General features: G+C 64.5%; 18 protein-coding genes. 10 read left to right on the forward strand and 8 right to left on the reverse strand.

Going from position 1 to position 18,346, the window contains the following annotated elements; genetic code table 11:
* Positions 1-34: 34 nt before the first annotated feature.
* Positions 35-1,825, forward strand: a complete 1,791-nt coding sequence (locus tag M1D78_RS17285) for a thiamine pyrophosphate-requiring protein (RefSeq protein ID WP_437421215.1) — start codon at positions 35-37, stop codon at positions 1,823-1,825.
* Positions 1,826-1,869: 44 nt separating this feature from the next.
* Here M1D78_RS17285 and M1D78_RS17290 read toward each other — a convergent pair whose 3' ends face one another.
* The gene (locus M1D78_RS17290) at positions 1,870-2,133 is read right to left on the reverse strand and encodes a PepSY domain-containing protein (RefSeq protein ID WP_437421216.1); all 264 of its coding nucleotides are present in this window, start codon (positions 2,131-2,133) and stop codon (positions 1,870-1,872) included.
* Positions 2,134-2,248: 115 nt separating this feature from the next.
* Positions 2,249-2,608 carry a copper-binding protein gene (locus M1D78_RS17295; RefSeq protein WP_437421217.1) on the reverse strand — a complete coding sequence of 120 codons (360 nt, stop codon included), beginning with the start codon at positions 2,606-2,608 and terminating at the stop codon, positions 2,249-2,251.
* A 159-nt stretch (positions 2,609-2,767) separates the two neighbouring features.
* Here M1D78_RS17295 and M1D78_RS17300 point away from each other — a divergent pair, with 159 nt between their 5' ends.
* The 4 genes from M1D78_RS17300 to M1D78_RS17315 are packed head-to-tail and all read left to right on the forward strand — an operon-like array spanning position 2,768 to position 5,380.
* Positions 2,768-3,076 carry a PepSY domain-containing protein gene (locus M1D78_RS17300; RefSeq protein WP_437421218.1) on the forward strand — a complete coding sequence of 103 codons (309 nt, stop codon included), beginning with the start codon at positions 2,768-2,770 and terminating at the stop codon, positions 3,074-3,076.
* Positions 3,076-3,381, forward strand: a complete 306-nt coding sequence (locus tag M1D78_RS17305) for a PepSY domain-containing protein (RefSeq protein WP_437421219.1) — start codon at positions 3,076-3,078, stop codon at positions 3,379-3,381. The genes M1D78_RS17300 and M1D78_RS17305 overlap by 1 nt, the downstream gene beginning before the upstream one ends.
* A complete protein-coding gene (locus M1D78_RS17310) occupies positions 3,381-4,046 on the forward strand; it encodes a response regulator transcription factor (protein ID WP_437421220.1) in 666 nt (221 codons plus the stop codon). Before M1D78_RS17305 ends, M1D78_RS17310 begins: the two co-directional genes overlap by 1 nt.
* Positions 4,043-5,380 (forward strand): sensor histidine kinase, encoded by a 1,338-nt coding sequence (locus M1D78_RS17315; RefSeq protein WP_437421221.1) that lies wholly within the window; start codon positions 4,043-4,045, stop codon positions 5,378-5,380. Before M1D78_RS17310 ends, M1D78_RS17315 begins: the two co-directional genes overlap by 4 nt.
* A 17-nt stretch (positions 5,381-5,397) precedes the next feature.
* Here M1D78_RS17315 and M1D78_RS17320 read toward each other — a convergent pair whose 3' ends face one another.
* Positions 5,398-5,613 carry a hypothetical protein gene (locus M1D78_RS17320; RefSeq protein WP_437421222.1) on the reverse strand — a complete coding sequence of 72 codons (216 nt, stop codon included), beginning with the start codon at positions 5,611-5,613 and terminating at the stop codon, positions 5,398-5,400.
* A gap of 325 nt (positions 5,614-5,938) precedes the next feature.
* Between M1D78_RS17320 and M1D78_RS17325 the strand changes: the two genes are divergently transcribed.
* The 3 genes from M1D78_RS17325 (at position 5,939) to M1D78_RS17335 (ending at position 12,067) form a co-directional block, all read left to right on the forward strand.
* Positions 5,939-6,811 carry a helix-turn-helix transcriptional regulator gene (locus M1D78_RS17325; RefSeq protein ID WP_437421223.1) on the forward strand — a complete coding sequence of 291 codons (873 nt, stop codon included), beginning with the start codon at positions 5,939-5,941 and terminating at the stop codon, positions 6,809-6,811.
* A 367-nt stretch (positions 6,812-7,178) separates the two neighbouring features.
* On the forward strand, positions 7,179-8,414 hold the full coding sequence (locus M1D78_RS17330; RefSeq protein WP_437421224.1) for an exonuclease SbcCD subunit D C-terminal domain-containing protein: 1,236 nt from the start codon (positions 7,179-7,181) through the stop codon (positions 8,412-8,414).
* Complete coding sequence (locus tag M1D78_RS17335; protein WP_437421225.1) at positions 8,411-12,067, forward strand: AAA family ATPase; 3,657 nt, start codon at positions 8,411-8,413, stop codon at positions 12,065-12,067. Before M1D78_RS17330 ends, M1D78_RS17335 begins: the two co-directional genes overlap by 4 nt.
* Before the next feature lie 389 nt (positions 12,068-12,456).
* Here the strand turns inward: M1D78_RS17335 and M1D78_RS17340 are convergent, their stop codons facing one another.
* The gene (locus M1D78_RS17340) at positions 12,457-13,068 is read right to left on the reverse strand and encodes a superoxide dismutase (RefSeq protein WP_437421226.1); all 612 of its coding nucleotides are present in this window, start codon (positions 13,066-13,068) and stop codon (positions 12,457-12,459) included.
* A gap of 1 nt (position 13,069) precedes the next feature.
* Complete coding sequence (locus M1D78_RS17345) at positions 13,070-13,528, reverse strand: tetratricopeptide repeat protein (RefSeq protein ID WP_437421227.1); 459 nt, start codon at positions 13,526-13,528, stop codon at positions 13,070-13,072.
* A 392-nt stretch (positions 13,529-13,920) separates the two neighbouring features.
* Here M1D78_RS17345 and M1D78_RS17350 point away from each other — a divergent pair, with 392 nt between their 5' ends.
* Together M1D78_RS17350 and cynS are read left to right on the forward strand one after the other, a co-directional pair.
* Entirely contained in the window at positions 13,921-14,682 is a 762-nt protein-coding gene (locus M1D78_RS17350; protein WP_437421228.1) for a phytanoyl-CoA dioxygenase family protein, read from the forward strand.
* Positions 14,683-14,763: 81 nt separating this feature from the next.
* Positions 14,764-15,213: a cyanase gene (cynS, locus tag M1D78_RS17355; RefSeq protein WP_437421229.1), complete on the forward strand. Its 450-nt coding sequence runs from the start codon at positions 14,764-14,766 to the stop codon at positions 15,211-15,213.
* Here cynS and M1D78_RS17360 read toward each other — a convergent pair whose 3' ends face one another.
* From M1D78_RS17360 to M1D78_RS17370, 3 genes are all read right to left on the reverse strand, one after another.
* Positions 15,214-15,765 (reverse strand): ankyrin repeat domain-containing protein, encoded by a 552-nt coding sequence (locus M1D78_RS17360; RefSeq protein ID WP_437421230.1) that lies wholly within the window; start codon positions 15,763-15,765, stop codon positions 15,214-15,216.
* Between the two features lie 80 nt (positions 15,766-15,845).
* Complete coding sequence (locus M1D78_RS17365) at positions 15,846-17,384, reverse strand: catalase (RefSeq protein ID WP_437421231.1); 1,539 nt, start codon at positions 17,382-17,384, stop codon at positions 15,846-15,848.
* A gap of 217 nt (positions 17,385-17,601) precedes the next feature.
* A complete protein-coding gene (locus M1D78_RS17370) occupies positions 17,602-18,282 on the reverse strand; it encodes a c-type cytochrome (protein ID WP_437421339.1) in 681 nt (226 codons plus the stop codon).
* Positions 18,283-18,346: the final 64 nt, after the last annotated feature.

Consider the following 18,346-nt stretch of genomic DNA (forward strand, 5'->3'; position numbering starts at 1 on the left):
GGCCGTTTCCAGTCCTCATCAAGCGAGATGTCCGATGGCAATGACAGTGGGTGATTTCCTCGTCGAGCGACTCCATCAATGGGGCGTACGGCGTATCTATGGCTACCCGGGCGATGGCATCAATGGTGTCTTCGGTGCGCTCCAACGCGCCGAGGGCAAGATTCAGTTCATTCAGGCGCGGCACGAGGAAATGGCCGCGTTCATGGCCGCAGCGGATGCCAAATTCAATGGCGGCCTGGGCGTTTGCATCTCCACCTCAGGCCCCGGTGCGGCTCATCTGCTGACCGGCCTCTACGATGCCCGCATGGATCACATGCCGGTACTGGCCATTGCCGGCCAGCAGGCACGTACGGCCATGGGCTCCCACTATCAGCAGGAACTCGACCTGGCTGCAATGTTCAAGGACGTCGCCGGTGCCTTCGTTCACCAGGCCAGCGCGCCGGCGCAGGTCAGGCACCTGGTCGACCGTGCCGTGCGCATCGCCGTCGGCGAACGCCGGGTGACGGCGCTGATCCTGCCCAACGACCTGCAGGAAGCGGAATACAGCGAGCCGCCGCGTCAGCACGGCGCCGTGCATTCAGGTATCGGTTATGTCCGCCCCCGGATCGTGCCTTATGACGCCGACCTGCAGCGCGCCGCCGAGGTGCTCAATGCCGGCAAGAAGGTCGCGATGCTGGTCGGTGCCGGCGCCCTGCACGCCACGGATGAAATCATCGCCGTGGCCGATGCGCTCGGCGCAGGCGTAGCCAAGGCGCTGCTTGGCAAGGCGGCAGTGCCGGATGATCTCCCTTGGGTGACCGGTTCGATCGGCCTGCTCGGCACCGAGGCCAGCTACACGCTGATGAGCGAATGCGACACCCTGCTGATGGTCGGTTCGGGCTTCCCCTACTCTGAGTTCCTGCCCGAGGAAGGCCAGGCGCGCGGCGTGCAGATCGACCTGAAGCCCGAGATGCTGAGCATCCGCTATCCCATGGAGGTCAACCTGCAGGGTGATTCGGCCGAAACCCTACGCGCCCTGCTACCTCTGCTCGAACGCAAGCCCGACCGGAGCTGGCGCGACAGCATCGAGAAAGCCCGGGCCGAATGGGACGCGCTACTGGAAAAACGCGCCATGGTCACCGCAGAGCCGATCAATCCGCAGCGGGTCGCCTTCGAGTTGTCGCCGCGCCTGCCCGACGACGCCATCGTCACCAGCGACTCCGGCTCATGCGCCAACTGGTATGCCCGAGACATCAAACTGCGCCGCGGCATGATGGGTTCGCTCTCCGGCGGGCTGGCGTCGATGGGCGCGGCGGTGCCCTACGCGATCGCTGCCAAGTTCTGCCATCCGCAGCGTGCGGTGGTCGCCATGGTCGGCGACGGCGCCATGCAGATGAACAACATGGCCGAGCTGATCACGGTCGCCAAATACTGGAGGCAGTGGCAAAGCCCGCAATGGATTTGCTGCGTGTTCAATAACGAAGACCTCAACCAGGTCACCTGGGAGCAGCGCGTGATGGAGGGCGACCCTAAATTCGCCGCCTCGCAGGATATTCCTGACGTGCCCTACCACCGCTTCGCCGAGTCCATCGGGCTGAAGGGCATCTATGTCGATCACGAAGAGCGCGTCGCTGCCGCCTGGGATGAAGCGTTCGCCGCCGACCGGCCAGTGCTAATCGAATTCAAGACCGACCCGAACGTGCCGCCATTGCCGCCGCATATCAAACCAGGCCAGATCAAGAGGTACGCTTCGGCGCTGCTGCAAGGCGACCCCGACGAGCGCGGGATCATCGTGCAGTCCGCCAAGCAGGTGCTGAGCAAGGTGCTGCCGGGTAAGAAGGATTAACGCACCGCCGAACCTGCCGGCGGCAAACGCCGCCGGCGCGGGGATCAGTCTTCCTTGTCGCGGGTCACTTCGCCGGTGCGGCCGTCGATCGTGAACTCCCAAACCTTGCCATCGGCCTTCACGCCTTCGCCTTCCCAGGCACCGTCGTCTGCTTCGATCGCATGAACGGCGGTGTAACCGGCGGCCTTGGCCTTTTCGACTGCCTGCTCGAGGGTGATCCAGTCGGCGCCGGGCTTGTCGGCCAAGGCGACGTGACTGACGCCAAGAACGGCAACGGCCAATGCGGCGGTGAGCGTCTTGTTGTACATACGGTGATCCTCGCGTCTGTTGGAAGGGCGCGCCGGTAACGCGGCGCTTACGAATACGAGCACCCCATGCAACGAGAGGTTCACCGCCGCTCGACCACGAGCGGAGCGGTCTGTATCAACGCGTTTCGATGGAAACCAGCGCCGCCTGCTCGCCTTCGCTCTGGAAGGTGAAACTGACGGAATCCCCGACGGACAGCCCTTCGAGCTGTTCTCGTCTTGCCTCGAACGCCATGGTCGAGGCCGGCCACTTCAGCGTCGGCACCGGCCCGTGAGCGATGGTCACGCGGCCGCCCTCACGGTCGATCGACTCGATGCGCCCGGTCGCACGCATCACAGGTTCGGAAACGATTTCGGTCGCCGGCCCGCCGTTGATCGTTGACGAACCAGCGGGCTCGGTCGGTTTCAACAGATCCTGGGCGAGGGTTGGGTGGGCGAAAAACAACAGGCTGAGCGTCATGCAATGCAGCGGTTTCATGGCAGGCCTCCGGTATACGGTGGACACACGCGTATTGGACAACCCGTGCATCCGTCTTGCTGCTCACGCCCATCGGGCTCATGACGTCGTCCGTTCAGCTTGGCGTAAGGCATCACCCGTAACCTGTGAATCGTCGAAACCCACACAGGAAGACTCATCATGAAAACATTCGCCACTCTCTTTACCGCTGCCACCCTCGCCCTGGGCGCCAACATCGCGACGGCTCGTGACCTCGGCCCCGATGAAGCGATGCGTCTGCGTGATGCCGGTACCATCGAATCCTTCGAGAAGCTCAACGAAGCCGCGCTGGCCAAGCATCCTGGCGCCACCATCGAGGAAACCGAGCTCGAAGAAGAATATGGCCGCCACATCTACCAGCTTGAATTGCGTGACGGCAAAGGTGTGCAATGGGACATGGAGCTCGACGCCAAGACCGGCGAAGTGCTCAAGGATCATCAGGACGACTAATGCGCCGCGCCATTCTCTTGACCTTCCCCCTGGCTCTGCTGCTCGCCGCCATGCCGGTGGCGAGCCGCGACCTTGACCAGGACGAGGCCCTGCGCCTGCGCCGGGACGGGCAGATCATGCCGCTGGAGACGCTTCTCCAGCAGGCCATGTCGCGCTATCCGGGCGCCCGGCTGCTCGAAGCCGAACTGGAAGAAGAGGATGGCCTCTACGTCTATGAAATCGAATTGCTCACAGCCGATGGCGTAGCCCGAGAGATCGAAATCGACGCGGGCGACGGCCGTCTGCTCAAGGATGAAGAAGACTGATGCGCCTGCTACTGGTCGAAGATAACGTCCCGCTCGCCGATGAACTGGTCGCCAGCCTCAACCGGCAAGGCTATGCAACGGATTGGTTGGCCGACGGCCGCGACGCCGATTACCAGGGTGGCAGCGAGCCCTATGACCTGATCGTGCTCGACCTCGGTCTGCCCGGTAAGCCGGGGCTCGACGTATTACGCGACTGGCGCACACGGGGCGTGGCGACGCCCGTGCTCATCCTCACCGCACGTGATTCCTGGGCTGAACGCATCGAGGGCCTGAAAGCCGGCGCGGATGATTACCTAACCAAGCCCTTTCACCCCGAGGAGCTGCTGCTGCGCATCCAGGCGCTGCTGCGGCGTGCGCATGGCGTGGCCAACCAACCGCTCCTGCAAGTCGGTGGCCTGTCGCTGGATGAAACCCGTCAGCGCTGCAGCAAAGACGGCGAGGATATCGACCTCACCGCCGGCGAGTTCCGCCTGCTGCGCTACTTTATGCTGCACCCGGGTCAGTTGTTATCGAAGACTCAGTTGGCTGAGCATCTTTACGACGGCGAAACAGAACGCGATTCCAACGTCATTGAAGTACACGTCAACCGCCTACGCGGCAAGCTGGGCCGGTCGCTCATCGAAACCCGGCGCGGCCAGGGCTACCGCTTCGGCGGCGCGCCTTGAAGTCCATCCAGCGGAGCCTCAGCCTGGGGCTGATTTCGGTACTTCTACTGGTCGGGCTGCTCCTGGTGCAAACCAGCCTCTGGTTATTCGAAGCCGGGCTGCGACGCAACCTGGCGAGCGATCTGCGGGCCGAAACCGAAGGCCTGCTATTGGCACTCGTGCAAGGCCCGGAGGGCTTCAAACTCGATTCCAGCCGTCTCAATCCACGCTACCAGCGTGCGTTCTCCGGCCACTACTTTCGCATCGACTTACCGGACCGCAGCTGGCGATCGCGCTCGGTCTGGGACGCCGAACCCGATTGGCCGACGGCGACCGGCCTGGCAGATGAGCTGGTTGACGGCCCGCAGGACCAGCGGCTGCTCAGCTATCGCGCGCAGTACCGGCGCAACGGCCAGGCCATCGCTATCAGTGTGGCGCGTGACTACACCCCGATCCTGAAAAGCTTTGCCCAGGTGCGCCTTGGCGGGCTGGGGTTGGTGGGCGTCGCGCTCCTGGTGTTTCTCTTGTTGCAGCGCTATGCCGTAAAGCTGGCGATGCGGCCACTCGAACGGGCCCGCCAGCAGATCGCCCAGCTTCAGCAGGGCCAGCGCCAGCAACTGGACATTCGCGCCCCGGTGGAACTGCAGCCTCTGGTCGATCAAATCAACCACCTGCTCGCTCACACCGACGACACCCTCAAGCGCTCCCGCCACGCGCTGGGCAACCTCGGCCATGCGCTTAAAACGCCTTTGGCCGTGCTCGCCAGCCTCACCCGCCGCGAGGAACTGGCCCAACACCCGGCCCTACAGGCCAGCCTCGCGGAACAACTCGACCAGATTCAGCAGCGCGTCGCCCGCGAACTGGGCCGTGCACGCCTGGCCGGCGATGTACTGCCGGGCTCCTATTTCGAATGCAAGGAGGAACTGGCGCCGCTGTTCGATACCCTGCGCATGATTCACCGTCGCGATCTCGACTTGCGCTGGCACGTTCATGAGGGCTGCCGTCTACCTTGGGATCGCGAGGACATGCTCGAGCTGCTCGGCAATCTGCTGGACAACGCCTGCAAGTTCGCCCGCTCGACCGTCTCGCTGCACATCGCGCCGACGGCCAACGGCTACCTGATTCAGGTCGAAGACGATGGGCCCGGCATACCTGAACAGCGGCGCGAGGCGGTCCTCGAGCGCGGCATCCGCTTGGACGAGCGCGCCGAAGGGCACGGGCTGGGGCTCGGCATCGTGCGGGACATTCTGGCGGCCTGGCATGGTCAGCTTACGCTGGGCGAGAGCGAACTCGGTGGGCTGCGTGCGGAGATCCACCTGCCGGCGCACAAGCGCGGCATGCAGAGCGAGAAATGAGGGGGATGAAGCGAGGATTACTGCGGACGGGCCAACTCGTTGCGCATGTCTTCCAGGATGGTTTCGACCAACAGGCCGTTCTGCACCTGGCGCCCAGACACCATGCGAATGGCTTCGGTGCCATTGATCGGGTACCCCACTCGTACGACCAGATAGCCGTCATCCTGCGGCTCGACGCGGGTGTTGTATTCAGACGGGAAATTGTCCGCAAGGTAACGAGACAGGGTTTTCATGGGGGCCTCTTGCACGGGGTCTGACAAAAAGACCTTGCGACGCGCTGGGAGATTCCCGACCACTCATCGGATGACTGGTGGCTGCCACCAAATTGTCATCCTGACCAACGGGTCACCCGCCCTCGTTCATGCCGTAGGCGAGCCAGGCAAGCACGCCGATTGCGGCGAAGGCGGTCAGCGAGATCAGCAGCGCGTTCAACAACAGGCCCATGGTGTGCTCCTCGTTTCGCTCACTTGATGTACGCCCCGAATATATGTAGCTTCGCGCGACACGTCGAGCGACCGGATAGTCGCATGTAAAGTTTTCCACCAGATGGGGCCTCGCATGAAACGCAAGCAATCGATCAGCCAGATTCGTTGGGACCTGGCGCTGCGCTACCGCCTGATCGAAACGATTGCCTGGTGGGAAGGCCGCCTGACCACGGGGCACCTGATGCAGAGCTTCGGCATCAGCCGTCAGCAGGCCTCTAAGGACATCAACACCTACCTGGCCGACCATGCGCCGAAAAACCTTACATATGACCGTCACCTGAAGGGCTACAAGCCTACCAAGGCCTTCGAGCCGCTCTTTATCGACGGCAGCGCCAGCGCCTATTTGCACCTGCTCGACCAGAACCGCGACCGCGCCCCGCACATCGAGGGTCTGGCGCTGGCGTACGCCCACACTGAAGTCTTGCGTGTCCCCGACCGGAGCATCCGCCCCGAAGTTCTGCGGCCGATCCTCAAGGCCTGCCGCGAAGGGCTGCGGCTGGAAGCCGAGTACGTCTCGCTCGCCCATCCGGAAGTAGAGATTCGTGTCATGGCGCCGCATACGCTTGTTTTCACCGGAATGCGCTGGCACCTGCGGGCTTACTGCGAGAAGAATCGCGGATACCGCGACTTCGTTCTGAGTCGCTTCCGCGGCGAACCGGACCTGATGGATGAAAGCGAAAACCGGGTCGAGCAGGACGAGGCCTGGAACACGCCGGTGGAAGTGGTGATCGAGCCGGATGTCCGCTTGAGCGCCGAGCAGAAGGCGATCATCGAAACCGATTACGGGATGCAGGATGGCGAGCTGCGCATCGCCACGCGTGGCGCGCTGGTGCAATACGTGTTGCAGCGGTATCAGATCGATCCAAATACGGTATTGGCAAATGCGGCGGCACAGCAGATTCAGGTGAGAAATCTGCAGGGACTGAAGGCATGGTTGTACGCATGAGGGTGAGGCGTAACGTGGCCAGTTGTAGGAGCGAGCTTGCTCGCGATCAGATACTGGCACAGACCTGCACATGCGACGCCGCGCCGTTCTCAGCCCGACCTGCATGCTGCGCCTTGCACAGCGCGTCACTTTTTCTTGTGTGCGGAGCGCCGCCCGGACCAAGCAAAGGTAACCAAAAAGAAGGCCACCCCTGCATCCGGACTGGGCGTCCCCGGCTTGCTTCGCAAAACCCTTCGCAACTGAGGACTCGGCGCCCCAATCTCGCCAACCTACGTCCGCCTTGCCAAAGAACCACGTGGGCGCTGCGCCCCATAAGCTTCTATCTGGTCGCGCCTAACCGCGACTCCAATCAAAAAAGACCCCTCGTATGCGCCTGATCCACACCTCCGACTGGCATCTCGGCCAGACCCTCCACGGCCAGGACCGCGACTACGAACACACCCAGTTCCTCGCCTGGCTGCTCGACCAACTCGTCCAGCATCAGCCCGACGCCCTGCTCATCGCCGGCGATATCTTCGACACCGTCAACCCGCCGCTCAAAGCGCAGGAACGCCTGTACGACTTCATAGTTTGCGCCCACGAAGCGCTGCCGCAGCTGGACATCGTGATGATCGCCGGCAACCACGATTCTGGGGGACGCATCGAACTGCCTGGGCCGCTGATGAAGCGGCTCAACGCCCACGCGATCGGCCGCATCAGCTGGATCGCCGAAAACCAGCTCGACCATGACCGCCTGCTGGTTCCACTGCACAACGCCGAGGGAAAGATCGCTGGCTGGTGCCTCACCCTGCCCTTCCTGCGGCCCGCGGAAGTGACCGGAGGCGACGCGGGCGAGGATTACATGCTTGGCATCCGCCACGTTCACCAGCACCTGATCGCCGCCGCCGAAGCCAGGCGCCAGCCGGGGCAGGCGCTAATCGCCATGAGCCACGCCCACATGGCCGGCGGTGCGGTGTCGGAAGATTCCGAGCGCAACATCGTCATCGGCAATGCCGAGGCACTGCCGGCCAGCCTGTTTCCCGAGCCCATCGCCTACGTTGCCCTCGGCCACCTGCACAAGCCGCAGAAAGTTGCCGGGCAGGAACGCATCCGCTACAGCGGCTCGCCGCTGCCGCTCTCGTTCGGCGAGATCAACTACCCGCATCAGGTGTTGCTGGTGAGCTTCGAGGGCGACCGGCTCGACACCGTCCAAGCGCTGCCCGTGCCCCGCGCCGTGGAGATGATCCGCATCGGCCGCGCGCCGCTGCCGGAGGTGATCGGCGAGCTCGAAGCGCTGCCGCCGGTGGGCCTGTTCGCCGAACACCTGCCCTGGCTGGAAGTGCGCGTGCAGCTCGACGAACCCTTGCCGGACCTGCGCCAGCGCATCGAGGCCGCCATCACCGGCAAGGCCTGCCGGCTGGTGCGCATCGCCAGCGAATACCGGGGCGCACGAGGCGAGGCCGACTCCGAGGTGCTACTCGGCCTCGATCAGATCACCCCGCAGGAGCTCTTTGCCCGCGCCTGGGAAGAGCAGTTCGGCAACCCGCCCGACGAACAGGCGCTGGATGACTTCGCCAGCCTGCTGCGTGGTGTCGAATTCGCCGGCGAAGGAGACGCCGCATGAAAATCCTCGCCATCCGCCTGAAAAACCTCGCCTCGCTCGCCGGGGAACAGGTCATCGACTTCACCGCCGAACCCTTGGCCAGCGCAGGCCTGTTCGCCATCACCGGGCCGACCGGAGCCGGCAAGAGCACGCTTCTCGACGCCCTGTGCCTGGCGCTGTTCGGCAGCACGCCTCGTCTCGACGGCGCATCGCTGCTGAGCAAGGTGCCGGACGGCAAGGATGAGATCGGCAGCGGCGACGAGCGCAACCTGCTGCGCCGCGGCTGCGCCAGCGGCTATGCCGAGGTGGACTTCGTCGGGGTCGACGGCCACCGCTACCGCGCACGCTGGGAAGTCAGGCGCGCCAAGGAGAAGATTGACGGCAAACTCCAGGCCAGCAGCCAGAGCCTGCTCGACCTGGACCGCGACCAGCTGCTAGCCAGCGGTAAGAAGCGTGAGTTCAAAGAGTTGCTAGAGGCCCGCCTGGGCCTCACCTTGCCGCAATTCACCCGCGCCGTGCTGCTGGCGCAAAGCGAGTTTTCCGCCTTCCTCAAGGCCGACGACAACGACCGCGGCACCCTGCTGGAAAAGCTCACCGACACCGGCCTTTACAGCCGCCTGGGGCAGGCCGCCTTTGACGCGGCCAAGCGCGCCCGTGAGACCCTGGCGGGCTTGCAGCAGCAGGCTGGCGGCCTGGAGCCGCTAGATGCCGAAGCACGCACGGCGCTGGAGGCAGAGCACCAGCAGCAGCAGGCCGAGCTCAAAACCCTGCAGCACCGGCTCGACACGCTCAAAGGGCAGCGCCAATGGCTGCACGACCTGACACGTCTGCAATCCGAACGCGACAGCGCCCGGGAGCACCTCGCCGCCACCGAACAGGAACGGGAAGGCCTGGCCGATGCCCGCCGCATCCTTGCGCTATTCGAGCAGCTGGCGCCGGAGCGCCATCGTTTCGTTCGTGCCCGCGAGCTGCCGCCGTTGCTGGAGAAGGTCGAGCAGACCCTCGCCCGCCACCAGCGCGAGCACAGTGCCGTCGAACAACGGCTCACCGCCCTGACGCAGCAATGCCGGGATGCCACGGCGGCATTGCGGGCTGCCGAGCAGGCGCTGAAGGCCGCCGAGCCCGCGCTGATCAACGCACGCCGTGAGGAAGAACGCCTTGTGCATCTAGGCAACGACCTGCGCGAGGCCCGCGACCAAGCTGACCAGGCCGACACCGCGCACAAGGCCGGCGAGAGGCAATTGGCCCAACTGCAAGAACGCCAGGCCGAGACCGCAGCCCAGCTGACCGCCCTCGCCGAACCGCTCGCTGCAAGCGCCGGGTTGCAACCGCTCTGCGCGGCCTGGAGCGGCTACCGCCCACGGCTGCAGCAAGCCGTACAGATCGCCGCTCGCCTGCAGCAGGGCCGGCAAGAATTGCCCGCACTGGAAACCACCGCCCGCGACGCCGAAACGGCTCAGACCGAGGCGCGCCAAGCGCTGGATGCCTTGCAGTCGCAGATCGGTGGCGAAGCCGGCGTTGGCGAGCAACTGGCTCAGTTGACCGCCCACCTCGACGCCGCACGCCAAACCGAGCGGGCGCTCGACGATCTGCACACGCTCTGGTCGCGCCAGCAGCACTTGGACGCCCGTCTGCACAGCCTGCAGGCAGAGCACGCTCGCGACCAGGCTGCCCTCGTCTCCCTGACCGAAGCCGGCAAACTCGCCCGCGCCGAACGCGACGATGCCGAAAAGGCGCTCAAGATCGTACAAGACCTGCTCGATCGCCAACGCCTGGCCCGCAGCGCTACTGTCGAAGCCCTGCGCGCCGCGCTGATCCCGGGGGAACCCTGCAACGTCTGCGGCAGCACCGAACATCCTTGGCATCAGGGCGAAACGCTGCTCGCCGCACTGGGCGGCCATGACGAGCAGGAGCTGGTGCAGGCGCAGCAACGGCTCAAGGCCCAGGATGAAAAGCTCCAAACCCTGCGCGACCAGCACATTACGCTTACCACTCACCTGAAGCAGAACGCTCAGCAGCGCGCAGCACTCGACGATGAATTGGCCGCGCTCGCGCCCCGCCTGGCTGCGCTGCCAGCCCATGCTGAACTCGTCGAACAAGCCGAAGCCGCACGCGGCGCCTGGCTCGATACCCGCGTGACGGCACTCAAGGCCCAACTCGCGCAGGACGGGGCGCGCCAACGCGAGCTGCTCAGCCTGCAGCAACGCGCCGAAACGCTGAACGGCGCCTGGCAGCGTGCCCGAGAGGTATGCGCCCACGCCACGCAGGCACTGGCCGCGCAACGCGACGCCATGGCTCGCGATGACGCGCGGTTGGACGAAGAACTCGCAGCGTTTGCCGACCTGATCCCTGCCGCGCTGCTGACCGGTTGGCGGGCCCGGCCCGCCGAAACCTTCATGGCGCTGGATGCGCAAGTCGAGGCCCGGCGCCAGCAGGTCGACCAGCACGCCGCACTCCTCGAGGAGCAGCAGCAGGGACAGGCTTCGCTGGAGCGTGAGCAACTGCAGCAACGGCATCGCCACGATCAGCACCAAGCCTGCACGACCCGCCTCGCCGAACTCCAAACACGCGAGCAGGCCTGCCGCGAGGCTCTGCGTGCCAGCCTTGGCGAGCAGCCCAGCGCCGGCGCCTGGCAACAGCAGCTCGATGGGGCCATCCAGGCCGCACGGCAACGCCAGGCTGAGGTCGACCGGCAGCTGAACGAAGCCAAGGTCGAACTGACCCGCCTCGCTGGCGAGCAACAGCATTGCAGCGCGCGCCGCGACGAACTGCTGGCCGAACGCAACGCGCTGACGGAAGAGCTGGCCAACTGGCGCGCCGCGCATCCTGACCTGGACGATACGACGCTCGAGCAGCTGCTGCAGCTGGACGACGCCCTGCTGGCCGAAGCACGCGAACGCTTGCGCGCCAACACCGATCAGCTTGCCCGTTGTCGCGAACGCCTGGAGGGTTGCGAGCAGCGGCTCGCCACGCACCAGGCGACCCAGCCCGAGGCACCCGATGCCGAGACGTTGGATGCGCAAATGGACGCGGCGCAAGCCGAGTGCGACAACGCTGAGCAACGCAGTACCGATACCCGCGCGAGGCTGCTCGATGATGATCGTCGCCGCAGCGCAAGCCAGGCGCTGCTTCGGCAGATCGCCGACGCCACGGCTGAAAGCCAGCGCTGGGGCCGCATCGCCGCACTGATCGGCTCAAGCGATGGCGGCGCCTTCCGCAAGATTGCCCAGGCCTACAACCTCGACCTGCTGGTGCAGCACGCCAACGTGCAGCTGCGCCAGCTGGCCCGGCGTTATCGCCTCAAGCGCGGCGGCAGCCCGCTGGGGCTCTTGGTCATGGACACGGAGATGGGTGACGAGCTGCGCTCAGTGCATTCGCTGTCTGGCGGCGAGACCTTCCTCGTCTCGCTGGCCCTGGCGCTAGGCCTGGCCTCGATGGCGTCGAGCAAGCTGAAGATCGAATCGCTGTTCATCGATGAAGGCTTCGGCAGTCTCGACCCCGAGTCGCTGCAAATCGCCATGGACGCCCTGGATTCGCTGCAGGCTCAGGGGCGCAAGGTCGCGGTGATTTCGCACGTCGCCGAAATGCACGAGCGCATCCCGGTACAAATCCAGGTGCAGCGCCAAGGCAACGGCCAGAGCGCATTGAAGATCGTGGGTGCGGGCGGGCTTTGAAGCTTGGCAGGCGCTACATGAATGACGAGATGGCGTGCTCAGGATGAGGTAGCTGGGCGAATCAATTCGCCCCCACGGAGCAGACGGCAATGCCTTAACGCCTGGTCATGCAGGGGCGTCGCGATGGATAGATAGTTGCCGTCAGTTCGTGGCGGCCTGGTAGCGCCGCTGCACGTCCGGCCAGTAGCTGGAGCAGACGGCAATGCCTCCACGTCTGGTCATGCAGGGGCGTCGCGATGGATAGGTACTTGCCGTCAGCTCATGGCGGCCTGATAGCGCCGTTGCACGTCCGGCCAGTAGCCGGGCGAATAAATTCGCCCCTACGGAGCAGACGGCAATGCCTCCACGTCTGGTCATGCAGGGGCGTCGCGATGGATGGGTACTTGCTGTCAGCCCATGGCGGCCTGATAGCGCCGTTGCACCTCGGGCCAGTTGATGACTTGGTAGAAGGCATTGATGTATTCGGGGCGGCGGTTCTGGTAACGCAGGTAGTAGGCGTGCTCCCAGACGTCCAACCCGAGAATCGGCGTGTTGCCGTTCATCAGCGGGCTGTCCTGGTTGCCGGTGTGCTCGACCACCAGTTTCTTTTCCGGCGTAACGCTGAGCCAGGCCCAGCCGCTGCCGAAGCGCGACACCGCGGCCTTGGTGAACGCCTCCTTGAATTGATCGAACCCGCCGAGTTGCGCGTCGATCGCCTGGGCCAATTCGCCGTCCGGCGTACCGCCGGCGTTGACTGCCATGACCGTCCAGAACAGCGAATGGTTGGCGTGGCCGCCGCCCTGGTTGATGACGGCCGCCTGTTTTTCAGCTGGCAACTGCCCAACCATCGTCAGCAGGCGCTCGACCGGTATCTCGGCCCACTCGGTGCCTTCCAGTGCCGCATTGAGGTTGTTGATATAGGTCTGGTGATGCTTGGTGTAGTGGATCTCCATCGTCTGGGCGTCGATGTGCGGCTCTAGCGCGTCGTAGGCGTAGGGCAAGGGGGGTAGCGTATGGGGCATGTCAGTGAACTCCGTGATAGGGGCCTTCATGCAGCAGGGCCTGCTGCAAACGGGCCGCCGGGGGGTGGGCACTGCGCTTGAGCAGGCGACGGATGCGCGCCGTCTCTCCATGCGCCGTGGTGAAGTGCAGCAGCTCGACATGGCTGTGCCGGCTGTGGCGCAGGCAGGCCTGCCTCAGTTCGGCCTTCAGGCGCGGGTCGGCCAGGCAGCGCAGCAGGTGTTCATGGATGGCGCACAGGTATTCGGCGCTTTCTTCGGGCTGCCGTAGCCGCAGATGCACGTCGGCCAGGTTGTGGTGGGAAATGACGTAGGCGGCGACCGCTTCGTCGGCGTCACGCCAGCGTTCGAACAGCACCTGGCTTAGCGCCAGGGCTTGCAGGTAGTGCTCTCGCGCATCGATGTACTCGCCCTGGTCAAAGTACCGGTTGGCCAGCTCGATGGTCCGCTTCCAGTGTTCCACGGGTTGCCTCCCTCGAAGCGCGAGGCTTCGGCAGGATGGAAGGTGCACGGCTCACGGCGCGAGCGCTAGCGTCGCTCCGTTAATGAGTTTAATTATCATTTGAGCGATACGAAGACAAGCATGCCTGGCGTTGCGGCGACGAACGCGCAATCAGGCGAAACGGGCAACGGAGACGGCTGCCGGACGAGCAATCGCGGGGCACGCACGATAAAAGCGAACCTGCCAGACATCGCTTGTGGCCATGTCGTCGAGGTTCACACAGGGAGGAGAGTTGCCAGCGCACCGCTTGTGACCGCGCGCCTGCTCGCCGAGCGGATCGCCGCGAGCCGCAGCAGGATACGAACCCAATCTTTCATCCAGCTGTCGACTGACCAGCTACCGTGAGCGACGACATGAACCCACCTAGCCCCCTCGACCTTCAGCTTCAGGCCATGCACCAGCAGGGCTTCGTGCTGCTGCGCGGCGTTATCCCGCCGGCACAGGTTCAGGCGGTGCGCTCGGCCATCGACCGGCTCGAACCCATTCACTGGGATTATCAGGGGATGGTCGATGACCACTACAAATGCGTATTCAATCGGGACCCGTTCTGGCTGCTGCTTCTGGACCTGCCGGCCGTGATCGACCTGGTCGAAGCCTGTCTCGGTGAAGACTGCCACGTCATCGGCCAGACGGCCTGGCGCAGCCACCCCGGCTTCGTCGGCGGCGAACTCCATGCGGACTACCTGGCCTTGGAGCTGCCCGAGCGGTTGCTGGCCGACCCGGCGTTCGAACTGCCAATGCAGGTCTGCACCGCTCACCTCTACCTGGACGACATCGATGCCGACCTCTGCCCTACCCTGCTGATCCCTGGCAGCCACCGCGCCGGGCGCAAGCCGCGGCCTGGCGAAATCCGGTGGCAGGGCCGCGAGCCGGAACCGGTGCTGTGCAATGCCGGCGACCTGCTGCTGTTTCGCAGCGACCTCTGGCACGCCGGCAGTCGCAACCGCACCGCCGACCGCAGCCGCTACCTGTTGCAGGTGCATTACGGGCGACGCATGGTGGCGCAGAAGTTTTCACCTTATCTCCGCTGGCAGTTCAACCCGGCCGTGATCGCGGCCGCCACGCCGCGCCAGCGTCGATTGCTCGGTGACCACGAGGCCGCCGAGTACGACTGAGCGCAGCCTGGCATAGCCTCTGCATTGCACATGGCCGAGCGCCGCCACCCGCGGCACGCCCCCCAATAAAGAGGACCCGCCATGATTACGTGCCGCAGCCAAGTCACCGAGATGATCCTGTCCGCCAAGGTGTGCAAAGGCCTGAAATGGAGCCAGGTGGCCGAAACCATCGGCCTGTCGAAGGAATGGACCACCGCCGGCTGCCTGGGCCAGATGGCCTTCGACAAAGTCCAAGCGGAAAGCCTGGGCACGCTGTTCGAACTGTCGGACGAGGCCATCGCCTGGCTGCAGATCGTGCCCTATAAAGGGTCGCTGCCGACCGCCGTGCCCACCGATCCGCTGATCTACCGCTGGTACGAACTGGTCAACGTCTACGGCAGCACCATCAAGGAGCTGATCCACGAGGAGTTCGGCGACGGCATCATGAGCGCCATCGATTTCTCGATGGACATCCAGCGCGAAGCGGACCCCAAGGGCGACCGCGTCAAGGTGGTGATGTCGGGCAAGTTCCTGCCGTACAAGAGCTACTGATCAGCGGGTGCGGATTTCGCCACGCGCCAACGTCTCGACCCGATTGCCCAGCGGGTCGCTGGCCTCGAGATCCGCGCCGCGTTCGCGTAGCGCCTCGAGCAGGGCGTCGCGCTGGAAGAGTGCCGCGTACATGGCCGGGGTCTGGCCGGCGTTGTTGCGCGCGTCGGGGTCGCACTCGGTGGCCAGTAGACGCTTGGCGATGCGCAGCTCACCCTTGAAGATGGCGCCCATCAGCGCCGTGTTGCCACGTTTGTCCTTGGCGCAGGCGTCGGCACCGGCGGCGAGCAGACGCTCCACGGTGTCCGCGTTGCCGTTGTACGCCGCCAGGATCAACGCGGTGTATCCCTTGTCGTCAGCGGTGTTCAGGTCGTAACCGGCCTGGATGAATTCGTCGAGTATTTCGTTATCGCCATAGCGCGCAGCGTTGAAGAAGTAGTCACGCAGCTGGCTCTGGACCTGCTCGGTGTCGCTGGCAACGCCCGCGAGCTCCGCTTCGGCGTAGACCGGCCCGCCGCCGAGCAGCAAGGCAACCAGTAGGAAAAGGCGCTTCATGTTCTGCTCCTGAAAATAAGGTGACCCGAGCGGCGCCCGGGTCGATGGGCCGCCGTGCGTGGCAGCGGCCCGGTGCTTCGTCAATCCTGCAGCTTGGCCGCCAGTGCCTTGACCCGGTCAAGGTCGGACTTGGCCACCTTGGTCAGCCCTGCACCGTACTCGGCGTCGGCCTTGTAGAAGAACGACAGCAGGTGGTAGCGCGCTTCCTCGTCCGCCTTCGCCAGCTCGCCGCCCAGGGTGTTGATCAGGTCGGTCTGCTCCTTCTTGCTGAACGAGCGATACAGATCGCCGGCCTGCTTGAAGTTCTGCTGACGCTGGATCGGCGCCTGTTGGGTGGTCCCGCTCAGCGGTAGCTTGGAGTAGACGGCGCGTGGCGTTTCCTCACGGTTCTCGCGGCGGCTCGGCTGGTAGTTGACGCTGGTGGTGGTGTGGCCGGCGTTCAGCTGGCCGTCCTGGTTGCCGTTGTTGACCGGCACCTTCGGGCGGTTGATCGGCAGGCTCATGCCATTGGCACCGACGCGATACATCTGGGTGTCGGCGTACGAGAACAGACGGCCCTGCAGCAGGCGGTCCTCGGACGGCTCGATACCCGGCACCAGGTTGGCCGGCGCCATGGCGACCTGCTCGGTTTCTTGGAAGATGTTGTCCGGGTTCTTGTTCAGCACCATCTGGCCGATCTTGCGCTCCGGCACGTCAGGCCAGATCTTGGTGGCATCCAGCGGATCGAAGTCGAACTTGGCCAAGTCTTCCGGCTTGAGCACCTGGATGTACAGGTCCCACTTCGGATAGTCGCCCTTGTCGATCGCCGTGATGAGGTCGCGGCTCAGGTGGCTGTAATCCTTGCCCTGCATCTCCTGGTTTTCCTTCGGATCCAGGTTCTTCAGGCCTTGCAGCGACTTCCAGTGGAACTTGACGTAATGCACCTCGCCTTCGTCATTGATCAGCTTGTAGGCGTGTACGCCATTGCCGTCCATCATCCGATAGCTGGCCGGGGTGCCCTGGTTGGAGTACAGCAGAGTCAGGGTGCGTGTGGCTTCCGGATGGTGCGAGAGGAAGTCGAAGCGGCGGCTGTCGTCATCCAGGTTGGTGCGCGGGTCCGGCTTGAAGGAGTGGACCATGTCCGGAAACTTGATGGCGTCGCGGATGAAGAAGGTCGGGAAGTTGTTGCCGACCAGGTCCCAGTTGCCATCGGCGGTGTAGAACTTGGTGGCGAAGCCGCGCGGGTCGCGCAGGGTTTCCGGCGAGTGGAGGCCGTGCACCACGGTGGAGAAGCGCACGAAGACCGGGGTCTTGGTGCCCTTCTCGAAGACCTTGGCCAGGGACAGGTCGGAGATGTCCTCGGTGGCGGTGAATTCGCCGTGGGCACCGGTGCCACGCGCGTGCACGACGCGCTCGGGCACGCGCTCGCGACCGAAGCGTTGCAGTTTCTGCAGCAGTTGCACGTCCTGCAGCAGGGTCGGGCCGTTGGCGCCGGCGGTCTGGGAGTTCTGGTTGTTGCCGACCGGCGCGCCATTGTCACGGGTCAGCGGAGCGGCATGGGCCGACAAGGTCAGCAGGCTGGCGGAAAGCACGCCAAACAGCGTGCGGGCAGGCAGGGAGCCTGATAGGTAACGGGTCATCTACACGTCCTCTTCTCGTTTTTTTGATGCGTCCGGAGCGCGACGGGAAGACTAGAAGCACGGGCTGCGCCGCCCCAATTGAATAAGCGAAGCGGCGCCATAGACATATTCTGTTGCCCGAAGGCGGTAGATGGTTAAGCTCCATCGCCGCCTCACACGGCCGTGTGTCGCCTGGCGATCTTTGAACAGCGCTTCGCAAGCCGGGCGTCAGGCCCTGTCAGCGAGCCGCTGCACCGATCAGCTCGGCGCTGGCCTTGCGTTCTTGCGCCGTGCTCAGCCGAAGCTGGCTCAGGTAGGCAGCGAGCGCCTCGACTTCCGGTTCGGACAACTTGCTGGCGATGCTGATCATCACCGAACCGGCGCGGCTCGGGTCGTTGTTGCGAAAGCGCGTCAAGGCCTTGCGGATGTACTCGCGAGGTTGGCCGGCGAGCCTCGGCATGGTTTCCATACCTTGGGCGTGGTCGCCGTGGCAGCCGACGCAGGTACTTTTGAACAACGTGGCACCCTGCTGGGCCAAGCCCGGCTCGATGGTTTCCTCATGCGGCTGCACGGTCTGCTGACTGAAGTAAACCGCGATGTTGACGCGGTCTTCGAGGGTCAGGCTCTTGGCCAGGTTGGACATCACGTAGTCGATGCGCTCGCCCTTGGCGAACTTTTCGAACGAATGGAACAGGTAGACGGGGTTCTGTGAAGCCAAGTTGGGAATGTGCCCCCGTTTGCTATTGCCGTTTTCCCCATGGCAGTACCCACAAAACAGGGCGCGCTCTTTCCCGGCGGCATAGGCCGCCTCGCGGCGCCCGGCATCCTCCATCAGGTAATTGAACCGCGTCATAGCCTCATCGTCGGCATGAACGACCGAGGTCAGGCAGCAGAACAAGGCGAACACAGCGACATGCATGGGCATTTCCGGATGATCCTGATGACGGGCACAGGCGCGAATATAGGGAGAAAATTCCCGCCGA

It is taken from the genome of Pseudomonas sp. SA195 (assembly GCF_054131565.1).